At 61.5% G+C, this 18,857-nt stretch carries 19 protein-coding genes and 1 tRNA gene; 12 read left to right on the top strand and 8 right to left on the bottom strand.

The window, feature by feature from the left end:
- Positions 1–3: 3 nt before the first annotated feature.
- On the bottom strand, positions 4–906 hold the full coding sequence (locus tag G7016_RS17615; RefSeq protein WP_181117014.1) for a TIGR01777 family oxidoreductase: 903 nt from the start codon (positions 904–906) through the stop codon (positions 4–6).
- A gap of 202 nt (positions 907–1,108) precedes the next feature.
- Between G7016_RS17615 and G7016_RS17610 the strand changes: the two genes are divergently transcribed.
- The 4 genes from G7016_RS17610 to phrB all read left to right on the top strand — a co-directional run bounded on the left by G7016_RS17610 (position 1,109) and on the right by phrB (position 5,611).
- Complete coding sequence (locus G7016_RS17610) at positions 1,109–2,095, top strand: NAD(P)/FAD-dependent oxidoreductase (protein WP_181117013.1); 987 nt, start codon at positions 1,109–1,111, stop codon at positions 2,093–2,095.
- Between the two features lie 111 nt (positions 2,096–2,206).
- Positions 2,207–3,196: a YbgA family protein gene (locus G7016_RS17605; RefSeq protein WP_375139704.1), complete on the top strand. Its 990-nt coding sequence runs from the start codon at positions 2,207–2,209 to the stop codon at positions 3,194–3,196.
- Positions 3,197–3,199: 3 nt separating this feature from the next.
- Positions 3,200–4,147: a MerR family transcriptional regulator gene (locus tag G7016_RS17600; protein ID WP_181117012.1), complete on the top strand. Its 948-nt coding sequence runs from the start codon at positions 3,200–3,202 to the stop codon at positions 4,145–4,147.
- Positions 4,148–4,168: 21 nt separating this feature from the next.
- On the top strand, positions 4,169–5,611 hold the full coding sequence (phrB, locus tag G7016_RS17595) for a deoxyribodipyrimidine photo-lyase (protein WP_181117011.1): 1,443 nt from the start codon (positions 4,169–4,171) through the stop codon (positions 5,609–5,611).
- A 9-nt stretch (positions 5,612–5,620) separates the two neighbouring features.
- On the opposite strand, the gene G7016_RS17590 is transcribed toward phrB, so the two are convergent.
- The 6 genes from G7016_RS17590 to hemA all read right to left on the bottom strand — a co-directional run bounded on the left by G7016_RS17590 (position 5,621) and on the right by hemA (position 10,975).
- Positions 5,621–6,139: an acyloxyacyl hydrolase gene (locus G7016_RS17590; protein ID WP_181117010.1), complete on the bottom strand. Its 519-nt coding sequence runs from the start codon at positions 6,137–6,139 to the stop codon at positions 5,621–5,623.
- Positions 6,140–6,245: 106 nt separating this feature from the next.
- A complete protein-coding gene (murI, locus tag G7016_RS17585) occupies positions 6,246–7,046 on the bottom strand; it encodes a glutamate racemase (RefSeq protein ID WP_181117009.1) in 801 nt (266 codons plus the stop codon).
- Positions 7,039–7,794 (bottom strand): molybdopterin-synthase adenylyltransferase MoeB, encoded by a 756-nt coding sequence (locus G7016_RS17580; protein ID WP_181117008.1) that lies wholly within the window; start codon positions 7,792–7,794, stop codon positions 7,039–7,041. The genes murI and G7016_RS17580 overlap by 8 nt, the downstream gene beginning before the upstream one ends.
- Positions 7,788–8,618, bottom strand: coding sequence for a peptide chain release factor N(5)-glutamine methyltransferase (gene prmC / locus G7016_RS17575; RefSeq protein WP_181117007.1), 831 nt, complete (start codon positions 8,616–8,618; stop codon positions 7,788–7,790). The genes G7016_RS17580 and prmC overlap by 7 nt, the downstream gene beginning before the upstream one ends.
- Positions 8,619–9,701: a peptide chain release factor 1 gene (prfA, locus tag G7016_RS17570; protein ID WP_181117006.1), complete on the bottom strand. Its 1,083-nt coding sequence runs from the start codon at positions 9,699–9,701 to the stop codon at positions 8,619–8,621.
- Positions 9,698–10,975 carry a glutamyl-tRNA reductase gene (hemA, locus tag G7016_RS17565; protein WP_181117005.1) on the bottom strand — a complete coding sequence of 426 codons (1,278 nt, stop codon included), beginning with the start codon at positions 10,973–10,975 and terminating at the stop codon, positions 9,698–9,700. The genes prfA and hemA overlap by 4 nt, the downstream gene beginning before the upstream one ends.
- 177 nt (positions 10,976–11,152) lie before the next feature.
- Here hemA and G7016_RS17560 point away from each other — a divergent pair, with 177 nt between their 5' ends.
- The 8 genes from G7016_RS17560 to ychF all read left to right on the top strand — a co-directional run bounded on the left by G7016_RS17560 (position 11,153) and on the right by ychF (position 18,096).
- Positions 11,153–12,886, top strand: a complete 1,734-nt coding sequence (locus tag G7016_RS17560; RefSeq protein ID WP_181117004.1) for a tetratricopeptide repeat protein — start codon at positions 11,153–11,155, stop codon at positions 12,884–12,886.
- A 3-nt stretch (positions 12,887–12,889) separates the two neighbouring features.
- Positions 12,890–13,507 carry a lipoprotein insertase outer membrane protein LolB gene (gene lolB / locus G7016_RS17555; RefSeq protein WP_181117003.1) on the top strand — a complete coding sequence of 206 codons (618 nt, stop codon included), beginning with the start codon at positions 12,890–12,892 and terminating at the stop codon, positions 13,505–13,507.
- Between the two features lies 1 nt (position 13,508).
- The gene (gene ispE / locus G7016_RS17550) at positions 13,509–14,360 is read left to right on the top strand and encodes a 4-(cytidine 5'-diphospho)-2-C-methyl-D-erythritol kinase (RefSeq protein WP_181117002.1); all 852 of its coding nucleotides are present in this window, start codon (positions 13,509–13,511) and stop codon (positions 14,358–14,360) included.
- A gap of 35 nt (positions 14,361–14,395) precedes the next feature.
- A tRNA-Gln gene (locus G7016_RS17545) sits at positions 14,396–14,470 on the top strand.
- 45 nt (positions 14,471–14,515) lie between these two features.
- A complete protein-coding gene (locus G7016_RS17540) occupies positions 14,516–15,457 on the top strand; it encodes a ribose-phosphate pyrophosphokinase (RefSeq protein ID WP_181117001.1) in 942 nt (313 codons plus the stop codon).
- Positions 15,458–15,590: 133 nt separating this feature from the next.
- The gene (locus tag G7016_RS17535; protein WP_181117000.1) at positions 15,591–16,193 is read left to right on the top strand and encodes a 50S ribosomal protein L25/general stress protein Ctc; all 603 of its coding nucleotides are present in this window, start codon (positions 15,591–15,593) and stop codon (positions 16,191–16,193) included.
- Between the two features lie 196 nt (positions 16,194–16,389).
- Complete coding sequence (gene pth, locus G7016_RS17530; RefSeq protein ID WP_181116999.1) at positions 16,390–16,974, top strand: aminoacyl-tRNA hydrolase; 585 nt, start codon at positions 16,390–16,392, stop codon at positions 16,972–16,974.
- Positions 16,975–16,995: 21 nt separating this feature from the next.
- Positions 16,996–18,096 carry a redox-regulated ATPase YchF gene (gene ychF, locus G7016_RS17525; protein ID WP_181116998.1) on the top strand — a complete coding sequence of 367 codons (1,101 nt, stop codon included), beginning with the start codon at positions 16,996–16,998 and terminating at the stop codon, positions 18,094–18,096.
- 107 nt (positions 18,097–18,203) lie between these two features.
- On the opposite strand, the gene G7016_RS17520 is transcribed toward ychF, so the two are convergent.
- A complete protein-coding gene (locus G7016_RS17520) occupies positions 18,204–18,683 on the bottom strand; it encodes a hypothetical protein (protein WP_181116997.1) in 480 nt (159 codons plus the stop codon).
- Positions 18,684–18,857 lie beyond the last annotated feature (174 nt).

The raw sequence follows: 18,857 nt of genomic DNA, 5'->3' as shown, positions 1-18,857 counted from the left end.
GGTTCATGGGCGATGGAGCAGATCATCCAGCGCGCTTTGCACATCATGGAAAGCAAACGTGAAACCGGCTTCTTCGAGCCGCAACGGCCTGGCCCGTTGCCCGCCCAGCAGTAACCCGGACAGTTCCCCAAGGCAGGCTCGCAGCGCCACCGCCGGCAGAGGCAACACAGCGGGGCGGTGCAGGGCCTTGCCTAGCCGCCGCGCAAACTCCCGATTGCGCACTGGCCGTGGGGCGCAGGCATTATAAGGACCACTGGCCGCTTCGTTGTTCAACAAAAAATCAATGAGCGCGATTTGGTCGGCGATGTGTACCCAGGGCATCCATTGGCGCCCGCTGCCTACCGGCCCGCCGAGGCCAAGGCGGAACGGTTTGAGCAAATGCGCGAGCATGCCACCCTCCGTACTCAATACCAGCCCTGTACGCAACAGCACCACGCGCAGCCCCAAGGCCTCGGCGCGCTGGGCGGTTTCTTCCCATGCGATGCACAGCTGGCTGGCAAAATCTTCGTTTACAGGGGGCGAGAACTCGTCCAGCTGGCGCTCACCACCGTCGCCATACCAGCCCACCGCAGAGCCGGAAATCAATACGCTGGGCCGCTGCGGCTGCACATCGATCCACGCCAGCAGTTGCTCGGTGAGCGCGATGCGGCTGGCCCACAATACGCTGCGACGGTGGCGGGTCCAGGGCCGCTGCGCAATGGGCGCGCCCGCAAGGTTGATCACCGCGTCCACCGGCTCGCTGCGCAGCTCTTCCAGCGCCCCCACACCCTTCACGCCGGGCCCACACTGTTGGGGAACTCGCTCCGGATGGCGGCTCCACACCGTGATGCGGTGCCCTTGGCCAGCCCAGTGGCGGCACAAGCGGGACCCGATCAAGCCGGTACCGCCGGTCAGCAAGATATGCATGGCGCGTTTCTCCTTGAGGCCTAACCCCAGCTGCAGCTGGTCTATTTTTGTTCGAGCAAGGCACTAATTACCCAGGTTGATCTCAGAATAACCATAGGACGATCAGAGAGAAGACTACCGACCAGTACTTATACTCGTTTTGGCGATTGTACAGGCTTTGACCTGCAAAGCCTGGCAATCGGAAACCAGTACAGAGGGCACTATGACCGTACCAATCGCAATCATCGGCGCTGGCATCGCCGGGCTTTCCGCGGCCGGGGCACTGGTGGCGGCCGGACAGCGCGTTCACCTCTTCGAAAAAAGCAAAGGCCCGGGCGGGCGCATGGCGAGCAAGCGCAGCGATGCCGGCTCGCTGGACCTGGGCGCCCAATATTTCACCGCGCGCGATCGGCGCTTCGTTGCGCAGCTTCAACAATGGCAGGCTCAGGGCTGCGTCGGTGAATGGACGCCCACGCTGTATCAATCCCGCGGTGGCCAGTTGAGCCCGTCGCCCGATGAGCAGACCCGCTGGGTGGGAGTGCCGCGCATGAGCGCCTTGACCCGCGCGATGATCGACGACTTCCCCGCTGTCTACAGTTGCCGGGTGACCGAGGTCTTCCGCGGCAAGCATTACTGGCATTTGCTTGATGCAGAGGGCGCCAGCCACGGGCCGTTCAGCCATGTGGTATGCGCGGTTCCTGCGCCACAGGCGGCGGCCCTGTTGTCTGCGGCGCCCAAGCTGGCGGCCGTTGCAGCGGGCGTGAAAATGGACCCTACCTGGGCGGTGGCGCTGGGCTTTGATACGCCTCTGGACACCCGGCTCCAAGGGTGCTTTGTACAGGACAGTCCCTTGGACTGGCTGGCGCGAGATCGCAGCAAGCCAGGACGTGAAAGCGACCTCGATACCTGGGTATTGCATGCCACCAGTGAGTGGAGCCGGCAGCACATCGACCTTAGTCGCGAAGCTGTGGTCGAGCACCTGCACGGTGCTTTTGCCGAGCTCATCGGCTGTGCGGTTCCTGCGCCGAGTTTCTCGTTGGCCCATAGATGGCTGTACGCACGCCCCGCAAGCAGCCATGAATGGGGCGCGCTCGCAGATGCTGACCTGGGCCTGTATATATGCGGCGACTGGTGCCTTTCCGGGCGGGTGGAGGGCGCATGGCTCAGCGGGCAGGAGGCCGCCAGGCGTTTGCTGGAGCACCTTGAATAACTTTGCGCATTGATAAGCGAAAGGCGCCTTCCATTGACATCTTTCCCGGGGAACCTATGATCAGGCTACTGTACAAAGTCAGTAGCCTGTATAACTTATTTCGAGGGTGCCATGCGGGGATTCGCCTCCACTGATTTTCCAGACTTGCCTGAGGGTTTTCGCCCCAAGCTTGGAATCAGCGCGTGCCTGCTCGGCGAAGAAGTCCGCTACAACGGTGGTCACAAGCTGTCGCGCTACTGCACTCAAGTGCTAGGCGAGTATGTCGATTTTGTCCCGGTCTGCCCGGAGGTTGCCGTGGGCCTGGGCACTCCTCGCGAGCCCATCCGCCTGGTAGGCAGTGCTGCCGCACCCAGGGCCGTCGGTACTGTCCATTCCGAACTGGATGTTACCGAGCCGCTCGCCCGCTACGGCGAACAGATGGCCGATGCCCTTGGGGAAATTTGCGGCTATATCTTCATGCACAAGTCCCCTTCCTGCGGGCTGGAGCGGGTAAAGGTATATGGAGAAAGCGGGGTGCCGGTTCCGGAAGGCGGGCGCGGCCTTTATGCCCAGGCTTTTTGCGCGAAACGCCCCGATTTACCCGTGGAAGAAGACGGCCGCCTGTGCGATCCGGTACTGCGGGAAAACTTCCTTGTACGGGTATACGCCTATGCTCATTGGCAGTACCTGCTCACGCAGGGCTTGAGCAAGGGCCGGTTGCTCGCCTTCCATGCCCGCTACAAGTATCAGTTGATGGCGAACCATCCGCAACAGTACAAGGCCCTTGGCCAGTTGCTGGGCAGCATGGGCCGTACCGACGTTGAAGAGATTGCGGGGCGCTATTTCAGCCAGTTGATGATCGCCCTGCGGCGCTGTGCAACTCGAGGCACGCATACCAACGTGCTTCAGCATATCGCCGGTTACTTGCGTACATCGCTCGATGGGGCTGGCCGGCAGGAAGTACAGGCACTGATCGATCAGTACCGTGAAGGTGTCGTTCCCCTGGTAGTACCCCTCACATTGCTCAAGCATCTGTTCCGGCTTCACCCACACCCCTATATTGCGGAGCAGGTTTACCTGCAACCACACCCTGAAAAGTTGAGCCTGCGCAATGCGATCTGACCTATGAACGCGCTTCCGGAACCGCACCACGGCGATGACCCGCTCGACGAATCACTGCCAGAAAACGCAGCTGCCCAGGGTTGGTTGCCCATTCGCGAAGTCGCCCGCCGAACCGGCGTGAACCCCGTCACCCTCCGTGCCTGGGAGCGTCGCTATGGCCTGATCGTGCCGCAGCGAACCCCCAAGGGGCATCGGCTGTATTCCCCCGAGCATCTGGAGCGCATCCAGAAGGTCATTACCTGGTTGAACCGCGGGGTTTCGGTCAGCCAGGTCAAAGCGCTGCTGGACGCACCGGAACAGCGGTTACAGGCGCCGGCCCTGAGCGACTGGCTGCCCCTGCGCGAAAGCCTGGCCCAGGCCATTGCCGAGCTGGCGGAGCGTCGCCTGGATGATCAAGTGAACCAGGCCATGGCGCTTTACCCGCCTTCAACGGTGTGCGAACGCCTGCTGTTGCCGTTGCTTGGGGACCTCCACGTGCGCTGGCAGCAACAGTTCGGCGCGCACCTGGAGCGGGCCTTCTTTCATGGCTGGTTGCGCAGCAAGCTGGGCACTCGGCTGTACCACAATAATCGCCAGCTGCAGGGCCCGCCGTTGTTGCTGGTAAAGCACAGCGACGTGCCGTTCGACCCGGAGTTGTGGCTCACCGCCTGGCTTGCCAGCAGTGCGGATTGCCCGGTGGAAGTGCTGGATTGGGCCCTGCCGGCCAGCGAGCTTTTGCTCGCCGTGGAGCGCTTTTCTGCGCGGGGGCTGGTGCTGTATGCAAGCCGCCCGGTGCACCTGGATGCGCTCGCCCGTCAGTTGGCGAATTGCCCCTGCCCGATCATGTTGGCCGGCCCTGCGGCAGTCATCCACGGTGAAGCCTTGCGCGAGCGCACAGACCTTGCCCGGCTGCTGCTGGCGGGTAACCCGGTAGCCGCGCAATCGGCCCTGCGCCAGAACCGCCTCATCTAGGCCTTCATCCAAAGGATTTCCATGCCTCACCCTTCCCCGCGCCAGCTCGTGTGGCTGCGCACCGACCTGCGGACTGAAGACAACCCTGCATTGCTCGTGGCCTGTGACCAGGGCCCTACCCTGGCAGTATTCATCTGCAGCCCCGGGCAATGGGCCGAACACGATGAAGCCGATTGCAAGGTGGATTTCTGGCTCCGCTCGCTGACCGTGCTGCAACAACGACTGGCCGAGCTCAACATTCCCTTGCTGGTGCGCGAGACGTCTCACTGGGCCGACGTCCCCGACACCCTGCGGGCACTTTGCCAAGAGCACGAGGTAAGTGCCGTTCACTGCAACGAAGAATATGGGGTGAACGAACGGCAACGGGACCGGGCCACCCGCGAGTGCCTGGAAGCCTGCGGGGTAACCTTCAACAGTTATCTGGACCAGAGCCTGTTCGCCCCCGGTACGGTGATGACCCGCACGGGTGGTTACTACCAAGTGTTCGGCCAGTTCCGCCGCGCGTGCCTGGAACAGCTTCGTCTGGGCATGCCCTCGCCCGGTGGCGCACCCCGGAAACAACCAGCCTTGAACATTAAAGGCGATGCAATCCCGGCCAAGGTGAAAGGCTTCGAAGCGCCGGCCGAGCTCATTCGCCAACACTGGCCCGCTGGCGCCGCCGAGGCACGCCGCCGCCTCGATCTTTTCACCGATGAGGCCATCCACGACTACCACGTTGCCCGGGACCTGCCTTCACGGCCAGGCACCAGCGAGCTGTCCGCCTACCTCAACGCTGGCGTGATTTCGGTGCGCCAGTGCCTGCACGCCGCGCTTGTGAGCAATCAGGGGGAGCTGGACAGCGGTAGCGTCGGCGCCACCACGTGGATTGGCGAGTTGCTGTGGCGGGAATTTTACAAACACATCCTGGCGGGCTACCCGCGTGTGTCCCGCAACCGCGCGTTCCGCCCGCACACCGAGGCGTTGCCGTGGCGCAATGCGCCCGAGGATTTCGCCGCCTGGCAGGAGGGCCGCACCGGCATTCCGATCATTGATGCCGCGATGCGACAGCTCAAGGCGCTAGGCTGGATGCACAACCGTCTGCGCATGATCACAGCCATGTTTTTAAGCAAGAACCTGCTGATCGACTGGCGGCTGGGGGAGAAGCATTTCATGCGCCACCTGATTGATGGCGAACTGGCCGCCAATAACGGGGGTTGGCAGTGGAGCGCTTCGACCGGGACGGATTCGGTGCCCTACTTCCGGGTGTTCAACCCGGTGAGCCAATCGGCGCGCTTCGATGCTCAAGGTGTGTTCATCAAGCACTGGGTGCCTGAACTGAGCCACCTGGGCCTGAAGGATATTCACAATCCCGCACGTGGGCGGGATCTGTTTGGGTCACTGGATTATCCACCGCCGCTGGTGGACCTGAGCGAAAGCCGAACTCGCGCCCTTGCTGCCTTCAAGAATCTGCCGCGGCGGGAATAACGGTGTGGATCAGATAGGCATACGGTAGTTGAGGGAGTACGCCTCGATACCGTCGTTGGGCTCTTTGATGCCGGCGTTGGAGTAGTGAATCGCGCGAACGCTCACCTCATGACCACCGGCGAAGCGAACGCCAAGGCCCAGGCGGTCTTCGAAGTTGAAGGCCGAGCCCAGTTTGTTGCCTTCGATCTGGGTTTGGGAGAACACCGACACACCGATGCCCGCTTCAACGAACGGCTTCACCGAGCCGTTGCCGAATTCGTAGACGAACACAGGCGCAAACGACAGGCTGTTGTTGCCCGAATGCTCATCACCTTCCCAGTAGGTATAAGCGCCATCCCAGTAACCGGTAAGGCGGCCCACGCTGCTCTGCAACCAAGACTTGTCCCAGTCCGATTGAACACCCAGGCGATACACCATGGTGGACTCGCCAGTCTGGCCTACGGAAAACGAAACCCCGGCCGCTTGAGCGGACAGGCTATGCCCCAGAACCACGGCTGCTACAGCGGCCAGACCCAACATTCTCTTCATGAGGACGTCCTTTGTTTTCATTAGTTGTGCGGTTAGCGAAACGCTGGCGTTAGAAATCATGCGTGCTTTGTAAGTTCAGGCTTACACACGCAATTTCACAACTTTTTCACGTTCCGAGAGATTCCACAACATCAGAATGCATTCCAAAGGCGTGTAGGACATTTCGAAAATGCTCGACTGATCCTGACGTCCAATACCGCACTTTTTCCGCTTGACCGGTGCTGAGTAGCTCCCCTTGGGTCAACAGCCGTTGTAGCTGCCGGGCTACCGCAGCGCCAGTGTCTACCAGCGCCACGTCCGCTGGCAGCAGGTCCCGCAGCAGCGGTTTGAGGAAAGGATAATGCGTGCATCCGAGGATAAGGGTGTCGCATCCGGCGTCGAGCATGGGCCGTAGGTAATGGCTCAATAACGCCCTCAACTGGGGGCTATGCAGGTCGCCCACTTCAATCAGTTCCACCAGGCCCGGGCAGGGCTGAGTCACCACGGTCACGCCGGCAGCGAAGCGGTCGAGCAAGGCGGCGAAGCGTGCGCTTTGCAGCGTACCGGTAGTAGCGAGTACGCCCACGGTGCCGCTGCGAGTGGCCAGGGCAGCGGGTTTGACTGCGGGCTCCATGCCGATGATCGGCCAGCCAGGGTAACGCGCTCGCAAGTCTGCGGCCGCCGCTGCAGTCGCCGTATTGCAGGCGATCACCAGCGCTTTGGCGCCCTGCCCGTGGAAGAATTCGGCGATGGCCACGCAGCGCTCGCGAATATAGGCCGCCGACTTTTCCCCATAGGGGGTATGGCCGCAGTCGCCGGCATACAGCAGCGTTTCGCCCGGTAAAAGCTTTTGGATTTCCCCCAGCACGGAGAGGCCGCCAACGCCGGAATCGAACACGCCCACTGGCGCGCTCGCCGGCTCACCCATGGCGCACCTTGCACACCGGGCACTGGGGATCACGCTTGAGCTTCAATTCGCGGAAGCGAGTGGCAAGCGCGTCAATCAACAGAAGGCGGCCGACCAGGGGTTCACCGAAACCTGCGAGCAATTTGAGCGCTTCCAGCGCCTGCAAGCTACCTACCAGCCCTACCACCGGGCCGAGTACCCCGGCCTCGCTGCAGGTGAGTTCAGCATCACTGCCATGGCCGTAAAGGCAGTGGTAGCACGGGCTGGTTTCCTGGCGGGGATCGAACACCGACAACTGGCCTTCGAGGCGGATGGCCGCACCGCTCACCAGCGGCCGACCCTGGGCAAAACACGCGGCATTGACGGCTTCGCGGGTTGCGAAGTTGTCCGAGCAATCGAGTACGAGGTCCACGGCAGCTACAGCGGCCGACAGGGTGTCGGCATCCAGGGCTTGCGTGTGGCTGACCAGCGCAACGGAAGGGTTGATGGCGCGAAGGCGCGCAGCGGCCGATTCGACCTTCAGCTGGCCAATGCTGTGGGTGTCATGGGCTACCTGACGCTGCAGGTTGGTAAGGTCCACCCGGTCGAAGTCCGCCAGGTGCAGCTCGCCCACACCCGCCGCCGCCAAGTACAACGCCACCGGCGACCCAAGGCCACCCAGGCCTACGATCAACACCCGGCCGGCCTTGAGCTTGAGTTGCCCGGCCACATCCACCTGGCTCAACAGCACCTGCCGGCTGTAACGCAGCAGCTCGTCGTCGCTCAGCACGGCAGCCGCCCGAACGTGACCCGTTCATGGCCACCCAGGTCTTCGCGGCTTTCGATCTGCTCGAAGCCCTCCTGGGCCATCAGCTCACGCACGCGGGGGGCCTGATCGTAACCATGCTCGAGCAGCAGCCAGCCCGCCGACACCAGGTGCGAAGGGGCATTGGCGATGATGTGACGGATGTCGTCCAGCCCGTCGCGGCCGGAGACCAGCGCGCTTGAAGGCTCGAAGCGCACATCGCCCGCGCTCAGGTGAGGATCCTCGGAACAGATATAAGGAGGGTTGCTGACGATAAGATCGAAACGCTCACCCTCCAACGCGCTGAACCAATGGCTGGCGCGTACGCTGACATTGACCAGCCCGAGCCGCGCCCGATTGCGCTCCGCCAGGGCTACTGCCTCCGGCACGCGGTCCACCGCTACCACTTGCCAGCCGCTGCGCTCACGCCCCAGCGCCAGTGCGATGGCCCCGGTACCGGTGCCCAGATCCAGCGCTCGCGCTTGCTCAGCGGGCAGGCACTGCAGTGCGAGCTCTACCAGCAGCTCGGTTTCCGGCCGTGGGATCAGGGTATGAGGCGCCACTTCCAGGTCCAGTGACCAGAAGCCTTGCTGGCCCAGGATATAGGCCACTGGCTCACCCTGACGGCGCCGCTCAAGGTAGCTGGCGAATACCTGTGCGGCTTCGGTGCCGACGATGCGCTCCGGCCACGTGCGCAGGTAGCTGCGGGTTTTCCCCAGCGCCGCCGCCAGCAGCAATTCGATGTCCAGGCGCGCCGTGGGCGATTCGGGGAGCTGCGCTTCACGCAGCAGGCTGGCAATGATGGTCATTCAGTCACCCAAGGCCGCAAGTTGGTCGGCCTGGTATTCGGCAAGCAGGGGCTCGATAACCGCCTCGACCCCGCCGGCGAGGATTTCATCCAGCGAATACAAGGTGAGGTTGACCCGATGGTCAGTCACCCGCCCCTGCGGGAAGTTGTAGGTACGGATGCGCTCGGAGCGATCGCCCGAGCCCACCAGCAGCTTGCGCTCGGTGGCAATGGCATTCTGCGCGGCGCTGGTTTGTATGTCGTTGAGCTTGGCCGACAGCCAGCCCATCGCGCGGGCGCGGTTCTTGTGCTGCGAGCGCTCTTCCTGACACTCGACCACGATGCCGGTAGGCAAGTGGGTGATACGGATGGCCGAATCGGTCTTGTTGATGTGCTGCCCACCGGCGCCAGACGCCCGGTAGGTGTCTACCCGCAGGTCTGCAGGGTTGATCTCGATCGCCACCTGCTCGTCTGGCTCGGCCAGTACCGCCACCGTGCACGCCGAGGTGTGGATGCGCCCCTGGGATTCGGTCTCTGGCACGCGTTGAACGCGGTGAGCACCGGACTCGAACTTGAGTTTGGCGTATACGTTGTCGCCTTCGACCCGGGCGATCACCTCTTTGTAGCCGCCGTGCTCGCCTTCGTTTTCGGACAGCACCTCCACGCGCCAGCCACGCTTCTCGGCGTAACGCGAATACATCCGGAACAGGTCGCCAGCAAAGATCGCAGCCTCGTCGCCGCCCGTGCCGGCGCGGATTTCCAGGAACACGTTGCGGCCGTCGTTCGGGTCCTTCGGCAACAGCATGCGCTGCAGGCTCAGTTCGAGCTCAGCCAGGCGCTGCTTGCCCTCGCGCACTTCTTCGGCGGCCATTTCGCGCAGGTCCGGGTCGCTGTCCTTGAGCAGCGCCTGGGCGCCTTCGAGGTCTTCCTGAACCTTGCGCCATTCGCGGAAGGCGGCGACCACCGGCTCCAGTTCGGCGTATTCGCGGGAAAACGCGCGAAAACGGCCCTGATCGGAGATGATCTCGGCGTCGCCAAGCAGCGCGGTCACTTCCTCGTAGCGCTCTTGTAGGGTGTCCAGTTTGTTCAGCAGAGACGCTTTCATTGCGGGGGTTTATCCGTGGCGCCCTCGTTGAGGGCAAACAGTTCTTGAGCCATGGCCAACGCATCGAGGCGGCCTTCGGCGGAGAGTTTCTTGAGCTGCACGCTGGGCGCGTGCAACAGCTTGTTGGTAAGGCCACGCGCCAGTTGCATCAACACGTCCTCTGCGTTGCCGCCGTTGGCCAACAAGCGCTGAGCCTTTTGCAGCTCTTCGTCACGCAGCCGCTCGCCCTGCTGCCGATAGGCCCGCAGTACGTCGACTGCCGCCAGCTCGCGCAGCCGCGCCATGAAGTCATTGACCCCGCCGGCGACCATTTCTTCGGCGGCCTGTGCCGCGCCCTGACGGCTTTTGAGGTTTTCGGCGACCACTTCGTGCAAATCGTCGACGGTATAGAGGTACACGTCGTCCAGCTTGCCCACTTCGGGTTCGATATCCCGAGGCACGGCGATGTCCACCATGAAGATGGGCTTGTGCCGGCGCTGTTTCAAGGCGCTTTCGACCGCACCCTTGCCGAGAATGGGCAACTGGCTGGCCGTGGAACTGATGACGATATCGCTGTTGACCAGCTCTTGCGGGATATCGGCCAGCAGCACTGCATGGGCACCGAACTCCTCGGCCAGCACCTTGGCGCGCTCAAGGGTACGGTTGGCCACCACGATGCGCTTGACGCCTTGCTCGTGAAGGTGCCGGGCTACCAGCGTGATGGTTTCGCCGGCGCCGATCAGCAGGGCCTGGCTGCGCTGCAGGTCGGAGAATATCTGCCGCGCCAGGCTGACAGCGGCAAAGGCTACCGACACTGGGTTCTCGCCAATGGCGGTATCGGTGCGCACCTGTTTGGCCGCGCTGAAAGTGGCCTGGAACAACCGCCCCAGCAGCGGGCCGACGGTGCCGGCTTCGCGAGCCACGGCGTAGGCGGATTTCATCTGCCCGAGAATCTGCGGCTCGCCCAGCACCAGCGAATCCAGCCCGGCGGCCACGCGCATCATGTGGCGCACGGCGTCGGCGTCTTCATGGACGTAGGCGCAGGCGCGCAGATCAGCGGCGCTCAGCTGGTGATAATCGGCCAGCCATTCGAGCACGGCTTCAGCCTGCGCGCTCGATTGCTCTATATAAAGCTCGCTACGGTTGCAGGTGGAGAGGATTGCCGCTTCGCGAGTACCGGTGCGCTGGCACAGCTGCTGCAACGCCTCCACCAATTGCTCGGGGGTGAACGCCACGCGTTCGCGCACGTCTACCGAGGCGGTCTTGTGGTTGATACCGAGGGCGAGGAAGGCCATGCACTGTCGCTGAAGGAGATTCTGAGCCGGCAATTGTCCTACTTCATCAGGTTCAGAACAACCACCGGACTCTATTGTCCCAATAGACGGACGAGATAAACCCGCCCAGGTGGGTTTTGCCGTCCGGCTTGTGTCATCATGCCCTCCACCGCAGGTTAGCCGCTCGATTTCTCCTTTATGAAAAAATCCCCCGCGTTGCTTCTCGCCCTCGCCTTGCTCGGAGGCTGTCAGAATTGGGCAGCGACTCGCGACGCCGAGGCCCCCGCCGCCGCGCAGGCGCCCACGCCCCCTCCGGCGCCGGCACCACCCGTGGTGTATGGCTCATTCACCGAAGACACGCTTTATAGCCTGCTCACCGCCGAGCTTGCCGGCCAGCGCAATCGCTTCGACATTGCCCTGGACAACTACGTCAATCAGGCGAACAAAACCCAGGATCCTGGCGTAGCCGAGCGAGCGTTCCGCATCGCGGAGTACATGGGCGCGGACCAGTCCGCCCTGCAAACCTCGCTGATCTGGGCCCGCACGGCCCCGGACGATCTTGATGCCCAGCGGGCCGCGGCCATTGCACTGGCCCGCGCGGGGCGTTACGACGAGTCCATGGCCTACATGGAAAAAGTGCTTCAGGGCAAGGGCGACACCCATTTCGATTTTCTGGCGTTGTCGGCAGCGGAAACCGACCCCGCCACCCGTGATGGCTTACTGCACGGATTCGAGCGGCTGCTGGCGAAATACCCCGGCAATGGCCAGTTGATCTTCGGCAAGGCACTGCTGCTGCAACAGGACGGCAAGGCGGAAGAGGCTCTGAGCTTGCTGGAGAAAAGCCCGGCGAAGGATGAAGAGATCGCGCCATTGCTGCTCCGGGCCAGGTTGCTGCAGAACCTGGACCGCGGTGACGAAGCTGTTCCGCTACTGGACAAAGCCGTACGCAAGGCACCGGAAGATAAACGCCTGCGCCTGGCGCTGGCGCGCACGCTGGTCGAGCAGAACCGTATCGATGACGCGAAGGTGCAATTCCAGGTACTGCTGCAGCAAAATCCGGACGATGACGAGCTGCGCTACTCCCTGGCACTCGTTTGCCTGGAAGCCAAGGCCTGGGACGAGGCAGAGGGTTACCTCAACGACCTCGTGGAACGCGGCGCCCACGTGGATTCTGCCCACCTGAACCTGGGCCGGGTGGCCGAGGAGCGTAATGATCCGCAACAGGCGCTCACTCAATACGCACTGGTAGGCACGGGCACTGACTACCTTCCTGCCCAGCTGCGCCAGGCAGACATCCTCATCGCCAACGGCCAGGCCCCCGAAGCCTCGCGCCGGCTGGCCGCCGCCCGCGCCGCCAACCCTGACTACGCCGCGCAGTTGTACCTGATAGAAGCCGAAACCCTGGCCGACAACGACAAGGTGGAGCCTGCCTGGACGGTGCTCGAACGCGCGCTTGCGCAGTTCCCCGGCGACTCCAGCCTGCTGTATACGCGAGCGATGCTGGCGGAAAAACGCGGCGACCTGGGCCAACTGGAACGCGACCTGCGGAGCATTCTGCAGCGCGAGCCAGACAACGCCATGGCGCTCAACGCGCTGGGCTACACCTTGTCCGACCGCACCGACCGCTTTGCCGAAGCCAAGGCCCTTATCGAGAAGGCCCACCAGTTGAACCCGGATGACCCGGCCGTGCTCGACAGCCTGGGCTGGATCAACTACCGGCTGGGCAACCTCGACGAGGCAGAGCGCCTTTTGCGCCAGGCCCTCGAAAGGTACCCCGATCACGAAGTGGCCGCGCACCTGGGCGAAGTGCTGTGGGCACGCGGAAAGCAACGCGAGGCGCGCCAGGTGTGGGGCAACGCCCTGAAAGATCAGCCTGACAGCCCTATCCTGCGCAGCACATTGCTGCGCCTCACCGGTTCCGAGAAGCTTTGACCCATGCTGTTGCGCCATTTCTTTACGTTCGCCCTCCTCGCCCTCCTCGCCGGCTGCGCCGGCCTTGGCCCCAAAGAAGCCGTGCAGGGCGAGGGCAACGCCCAAACCTGGAAAGACCACAAGGCACAGATCGCCACGGTGGACGGCTGGGAGATCAACGGCAAAGTGGGTATCCGCGCGCCAAGTGATTCCGGCAGCGGCACGCTCTACTGGCTGCAGCGCAACGACTACTACGATATCCGGCTGTCTGGCCCGCTGGGGCGCGGCGCGGCGCGGCTGACCGGGCACCCGGGCGATGTAAGCCTTGAGGTCGCCAATCAGGGGCGCTATCAGGCCGCCTCCCCCGAAGACCTGCTGCAACAACAACTTGGCTGGCGCCTGCCGGTGGGCAACCTGGTGTACTGGGTACGAGGGTTGCCTGCACCCGAAGGCAAGAGCACCGTGGTACTTGATGGTGACAGCCGGCTCGCCAGGCTTGAACAAGCCGGCTGGACAGTGGAATACACCCGTTACAGCCAGCAAGGCGCCTATTGGCTGCCAGAGCGGCTGAAGCTGCATGGGCAAGACCTGGACGTCACCCTGGTGATCAAGGACTGGCAGCCGCGCCAGCTGGGCCGCTGACATGGATCGGCCTCGCCTCACCCTTCCCGCGCCTGCCAAGCTCAACCTGATGCTGCACATCCTTGGCCGTCGCGCCGATGGTTATCACGAGCTGCAAACCCTGTTTCAGTTTCTCGACCATGGTGACGAGCTGGATTTCGCCTTGCGTGATGACGGTATCATCGCGTTGCACGGTAGCCTCGATGGCGTACCGCACGACAGCAACCTGATCGTGAAGGCAGCCCGGCGGTTGCAGGCCGAGTCCGGAACCCGCCTGGGGGCGGACATCTGGCTGCGCAAGGTGCTTCCCATGGGTGGCGGTATCGGTGGCGGCAGTTCGGACGCCGCGACCACCCTGCTCGCGCTCGATCATCTGTGGCAATTGCGCTGGGATGAGGATCGTCTCGCGGCTCTGGGCCTCGGGCTGGGCGCGGATGTGCCTGTATTCGTGCGGGGGCGCGCCGCATTTGCTGAAGGGATAGGCGAAAAACTCACCCCTGTGGAACCCCCGGAACCCTGGTATCTGGTACTCGTTCCGCAAGTATCTGTAAGTACAGCAGAAATTTTTTCAGATCCACTGTTGACACGTGACTCTCCCGCCATTAAAGTGCGCTCCGTTCTCGAGGGAAACAGTCGAAATGACTGCCAACCGGTGGTCGAGAGGCGTTACCCAGATGTTCGTAACGCTTTGAGTTTGCTAAGTAAATTTACTCAGGCTAAACTCACCGGAACTGGAAGTTGTGTGTTTGGGGCCTTCCCAAACAAAGCTGAAGCTGATAAAGTCTCGGCCCTTCTGACAGGTAACCTCACAGGGTTTGTAGCAAAGGGAAGCAACGTTTCGATGTTGCATCGCAAGCTGGAAATTCTGCTCTAGAGAATCGAGTGCTCGGCACTCGAATGATCCGCTACAGGGGCGTCGCCAAGCGGTAAGGCAGCAGGTTTTGATCCTGCCATGCGTTGGTTCGAATCCAGCCGCCCCTGCCATTTTCTATACTCATCCAGGTATACCCCAGCCGGCAGGTACTGCGCGTGTCCAAGATGATGGTCTTTACGGGGAATGCTAACCCCGATCTGGCTCGGCGTGTTGTACGTCAGCTGCATATTCCACTGGGTGATGTTTCTGTCGGGAAATTCTCCGACGGCGAAATCAGCGCTGAAATCAATGAAAACGTTCGCGGTAAAGACGTCTTCATCATTCAGCCAACCTGTGCCCCAACCAACGATAACCTGATGGAACTGGTCGTGATGGCAGATGCCTTCCGCCGTTCTTCTGCGTCGCGTATCACTGCGGTGATCCCCTACTTCGGCTATGCCCGCCAGGACCGTCGTCCTCGCTCGGCCCGGGTAGCGATCAGTGCCAAGGTGGTGGCCGACATGCTGACCGTGGTCGGGATCGACCGCGTGCTCACTGTCGACCTTCACGCCGACCAGATCCAGGGCTTCTTCGATATCCCCGTCGACAACATCTACGGCTCGCCCGTACTGGTCGATGACATCGAAGATCAGCGTTTCGAAAACCTGATGATCGTGTCCCCGGACATCGGCGGCGTTGTGCGTGCTCGCGCAGTTGCCAAGTCGCTCGGCGTGGATCTGGGCATCATCGACAAGCGTCGCGAGAAAGCCAACCACTCCGAGGTGATGCACATCATCGGTGACGTGGAAGGCCGTACCTGCATCCTGGTCGATGACATGGTCGATACCGCCGGCACCCTGTGCCACGCGGCCAAGGCCCTGAAGGATCACGGTGCTGCCATGGTCTATGCCTACAGCACCCACCCGGTACTGTCGGGTCGCGCCATCGAGAACATCGAGAATTCCGTTCTGGACGAACTGGTGGTGACCAACACCATCCCGTTGTCCGCGGCGGCACAAGCTTGCTCGCGTATCCGTCAACTGGATATCGCACCTGTCGTTGCCGAAGCGATGCGTCGCATCAGCAATGAGGAATCGATCAGCGCGATGTTCCGCTAAGGCTCCGGCCAGCGAATATCGAACTGACGAACATGCCCCGCTCCGGCACCTGTCGAAGCGGGGCTTTTTTGCCCTCACCACCCCACGCTGGTCGCAAGCGCCGGGCAGGATGAGAGCCAACTGGAGAAACAAGATGACCGAATTTACTCTTAACGCCGAATCGCGTTCCGACCTGGGGAAAGGTGCGAGCCGCCGCCTGCGTCGTCTCGCCTCGCTGGTTCCAGCCGTCGTGTACGGTGGTGAACAAGCACCTGAGTCCATTAGCCTGCTGGCCAAGGAAGTTGCCAAGCTGCTCGAAAACGAAGCGGCCTACGCTCACGTGATCGAGCTGACCGTTGATGGCACCAAGCAGAACGTCATCATCAAGGCCCTGCAGCGTCACCCGGCCAAAGGCCACGTACTGCACGCCGACTTCGTTCGCGTGGTTGCCGGCCAGAAGCTGACCGCTACCGTTCCGGTTCACTTCATGAACCAGGAAGCTGCAGTGAAGAAAGGCGGCGAAATCTCGCACGTTGTTTCCGAACTGGAAATCACCTGCCTGCCGAAAGACCTGCCTGAGTTCATCGAAGTCGACATGGCCAACGCCGAAGTCGGCACCATCATTCACCTGTCCGACCTCAAGGCGCCTGCTGGCGTTGAGTTCGTTGCACTGGCCCACGGTAACGACCTGGCTGTCGCCAACGTTCACGCGCCACGTGTACCGGTTGAAGATGCAGGTGAAGGCGCGGCTGAGTAATCAGCTACCTTTGCCGGGGCACTAGGCCTTTGGCCCAAGCCTTTAGCAAGTTTCAAGAAATGTCTTCGAGCGAAGGTCAGGCAAGGCGAAAGCAGGCGAGGAAGCGGAGTTTACTGGTTGTAAATGAGCATTCCGAGCCTGCTTTCAACGCAGCATCACCGAGCGCAGATACATTTTTACACGGAAGAGCCTCTACGTGACCGCCATCCAGTTGATCGTCGGCCTTGGTAACCCCGGGCCCGAATACGAACAGACCCGGCATAACGCAGGGGCTTTTTTCGTTGAGCGCGTTGCGCGTGACCAGAATGTAAGCCTGGTCCCCGACCGCAAGTTCTTTGGCCTTGCCGGGCGCTTCAGCCACAAGGGCCAGGACGTTCGTCTGCTGATCCCCACCACCTACATGAACCGTAGCGGGCAAGCTGTTGCCGCGCTGGCGGGCTTCTATCGCATCCCGCCGGACGCGATACTGGTGGCGCATGATGAACTCGACATTCCTCCCGGCGTGGCCAAACTCAAACAGGGTGGTGGCCACGGTGGGCATAACGGCTTGCGCGACATCATCGCGCAGCTGGGTAACCAGAACGGCTTCCACCGCCTGCGGCTTGGCATCGGCCACCCGGGTGACGCCAGCAAGGTGTCGGGCTTCGTGCTCGGCCGCGCACCGCGCGCGGAGCAGGAAAAGCTCGACGCCAGTATCGATTTCGCCCTCGGCGTGTTGCCGGACATTCTCGCCGGGGATTGGCCCCGGGCGATGAGAGAACTGCACAGCCAAAAGGCCTGACTCCACGAAGAGGGTTGCACCATGGGTTTCAATTGCGGCATCGTCGGCCTGCCTAACGTCGGCAAATCGACCCTGTTCAACGCGCTGACCAAATCCGGTATTGCCGCGGAAAACTTCCCGTTCTGCACCATCGAACCGAACAGCGGCATCGTGCCGATGCCCGATGCGCGCCTCGATGCACTGGCGGCGATCGTCAAGCCCGAGCGCGTGATCCCTACCACCATGGAATTCGTAGACATCGCGGGCCTGGTGGCCGGCGCGTCCAAGGGTGAAGGCCTGGGCAACAAGTTTTTGGCCAACATCCGTGAAACCGACGCCATCGCCCACGTGGTTCGCTGCTTCGAGGACGAGAACGTCATCCACGTTTCCAACAGCGTGGACCCAAAGCGTGACATCGAAATCATCGACCTCGAGCTGATCTTCGCCGACCTCGACAGCTGCGAGAAGCAGCTGCAGAAGGTTTCGCGCAACGCCAAGGGTGGGGACAAGGAAGCACTCGCGCAGAAGGCTGTGCTGGAGCGGCTGATCCCCCACTTCACCGAAGGCAAACCCGCGCGCAGCCTGATGAAGAGCTTGAGCACCGAAGAGAAGCAACTGATCCGTGGCTTCCACCTGCTCACCAGCAAGCCGGTGATGTACATCGCCAACGTGGCTGAAGACGGCTTCGAGAACAACCCGCACCTGGACGTGGTGAAGGCCATCGCCGAGGAAGAAGGTGCACTGGTGGTGCCGGTGTGCAACAAGATCGAGGCGGAAATCGCCGAGCTGGACGACGGCGAAGAAAAGGACATGTTCCTTGAATCTCTCGGCCTTGAAGAGCCAGGCCTGAATCGCGTGATCCGTGCCGGCTATTCGCTGCTCAACCTGCAAACCTACTTCACTGCTGGCGTGAAGGAAGTTCGTGCCTGGACCGTTCGCATTGGTGCTACCGCTCCCCAGGCCGCAGCCGTAATCCACACCGACTTCGAGAAAGGTTTCATCCGCGCCGAAGTAGTAGCCTATGACGACTTTATCCAATACAAGGGTGAGAACGGCGCGAAGGAGGCGGGCAAATGGCGTTTGGAAGGCAAGGAATACATCGTGAAAGACGGCGATGTGATGCATTTCCGGTTCAACGTCTAAGCCGGTAAGCCGGTGTCCGAACCACAAAACCCTCGAAGCCCGGCTTCGAGGGTTTTTTTATGGAGGCGCTGATGTAACGTTATCTCCCTAGCTGCAACAAGACAACATCAACTCGATTTACCCTGGCTTGAAGTATATGGGTTGCGCTTCTTGAGCTCCGCTACCGGGATAAACTGATGTTCGATCGTTCCGGACTGAATCTCATAGGATTTTTGGTAGAGCGAAAAAGACCCGGTGAAGCTCCCCTTTAGCTGACCTTCCTGAGGATTGAAGATAAAGTCAGCCGCCATCTGTATCTTCAGCTCAACGAAGATCTCCCCGAGGCGGAAAAACGAGACATACTTTTCTGGCGATTCGCCCGGGAAGAATAACCAGATCCCGAGTGGAACTGTCTGTGTTTTCCCGTGCGCGACGACCTCAACGTCTTCGTAAGCTTCGAAGAAATGACCCCGGCCTTCTGAATAATGATAAAGCACCTTCTCCGTAAATAGTTTGTCTTTATCAAGGCCCGCGATTGCTGGAACGAAAACCGCCGAAGCCTTGCTCAAGATACCGCTTCCGCTTTTGATTGTTTGTTCGGTGCTCATGTTTGTTCTCCTGCTTCCAGTTAAATGAAGAGACACTTGTCAACTTCGCGAACACAGCATTACTGACAGAAACATATAACACTGAGCTGGCAGTAAGTTAATCGAACTGAGCTCGTGATGATAGCTGATAGAACTGTCAGGTTTTCAAGTGGACAAGGTGAGGTTAACCCAGCG

This window comes from Pseudomonas japonica (assembly GCF_013522925.1).
In the GTDB taxonomy this organism is placed as follows: domain Bacteria; phylum Pseudomonadota; class Gammaproteobacteria; order Pseudomonadales; family Pseudomonadaceae; genus Aquipseudomonas; species Aquipseudomonas japonica_A.
Note: the sequence above shows the minus strand (reverse complement) of the source record. Positions and strands in the feature narration are given on the sequence as shown.

Excerpts from the sequence above, each read along its gene's own strand:
- G7016_RS17615 (WP_181117014.1), bottom strand. The coding sequence starts at position 906 with ATGCATATCTTGCTGACCGGCGGTACCGGCTTGATCGGGTCCCGCTTG.
- G7016_RS17610 (WP_181117013.1), top strand. The coding sequence starts at position 1,109 with ATGACCGTACCAATCGCAATCATCGGCGCTGGCATCGCCGGGCTTTCC.
- G7016_RS17605 (WP_375139704.1), top strand. The coding sequence starts at position 2,207 with ATGCGGGGATTCGCCTCCACTGATTTTCCAGACTTGCCTGAGGGTTTT.
- G7016_RS17600 (WP_181117012.1), top strand. The coding sequence starts at position 3,200 with ATGAACGCGCTTCCGGAACCGCACCACGGCGATGACCCGCTCGACGAA.
- phrB (WP_181117011.1), top strand. The coding sequence starts at position 4,169 with ATGCCTCACCCTTCCCCGCGCCAGCTCGTGTGGCTGCGCACCGACCTG.
- G7016_RS17590 (WP_181117010.1), bottom strand. The coding sequence starts at position 6,139 with ATGAAGAGAATGTTGGGTCTGGCCGCTGTAGCAGCCGTGGTTCTGGGG.
- murI (WP_181117009.1), bottom strand. The coding sequence starts at position 7,046 with ATGGGTGAGCCGGCGAGCGCGCCAGTGGGCGTGTTCGATTCCGGCGTT.
- prmC (WP_181117007.1), bottom strand. The coding sequence starts at position 8,618 with ATGACCATCATTGCCAGCCTGCTGCGTGAAGCGCAGCTCCCCGAATCG.
- prfA (WP_181117006.1), bottom strand. The coding sequence starts at position 9,701 with ATGAAAGCGTCTCTGCTGAACAAACTGGACACCCTACAAGAGCGCTAC.
- hemA (WP_181117005.1), bottom strand. The coding sequence starts at position 10,975 with ATGGCCTTCCTCGCCCTCGGTATCAACCACAAGACCGCCTCGGTAGAC.
- G7016_RS17560 (WP_181117004.1), top strand. The coding sequence starts at position 11,153 with ATGAAAAAATCCCCCGCGTTGCTTCTCGCCCTCGCCTTGCTCGGAGGC.
- lolB (WP_181117003.1), top strand. The coding sequence starts at position 12,890 with ATGCTGTTGCGCCATTTCTTTACGTTCGCCCTCCTCGCCCTCCTCGCC.
- ispE (WP_181117002.1), top strand. The coding sequence starts at position 13,509 with ATGGATCGGCCTCGCCTCACCCTTCCCGCGCCTGCCAAGCTCAACCTG.
- G7016_RS17535 (WP_181117000.1), top strand. The coding sequence starts at position 15,591 with ATGACCGAATTTACTCTTAACGCCGAATCGCGTTCCGACCTGGGGAAA.
- ychF (WP_181116998.1), top strand. The coding sequence starts at position 16,996 with ATGGGTTTCAATTGCGGCATCGTCGGCCTGCCTAACGTCGGCAAATCG.
- G7016_RS17520 (WP_181116997.1), bottom strand. The coding sequence starts at position 18,683 with ATGAGCACCGAACAAACAATCAAAAGCGGAAGCGGTATCTTGAGCAAG.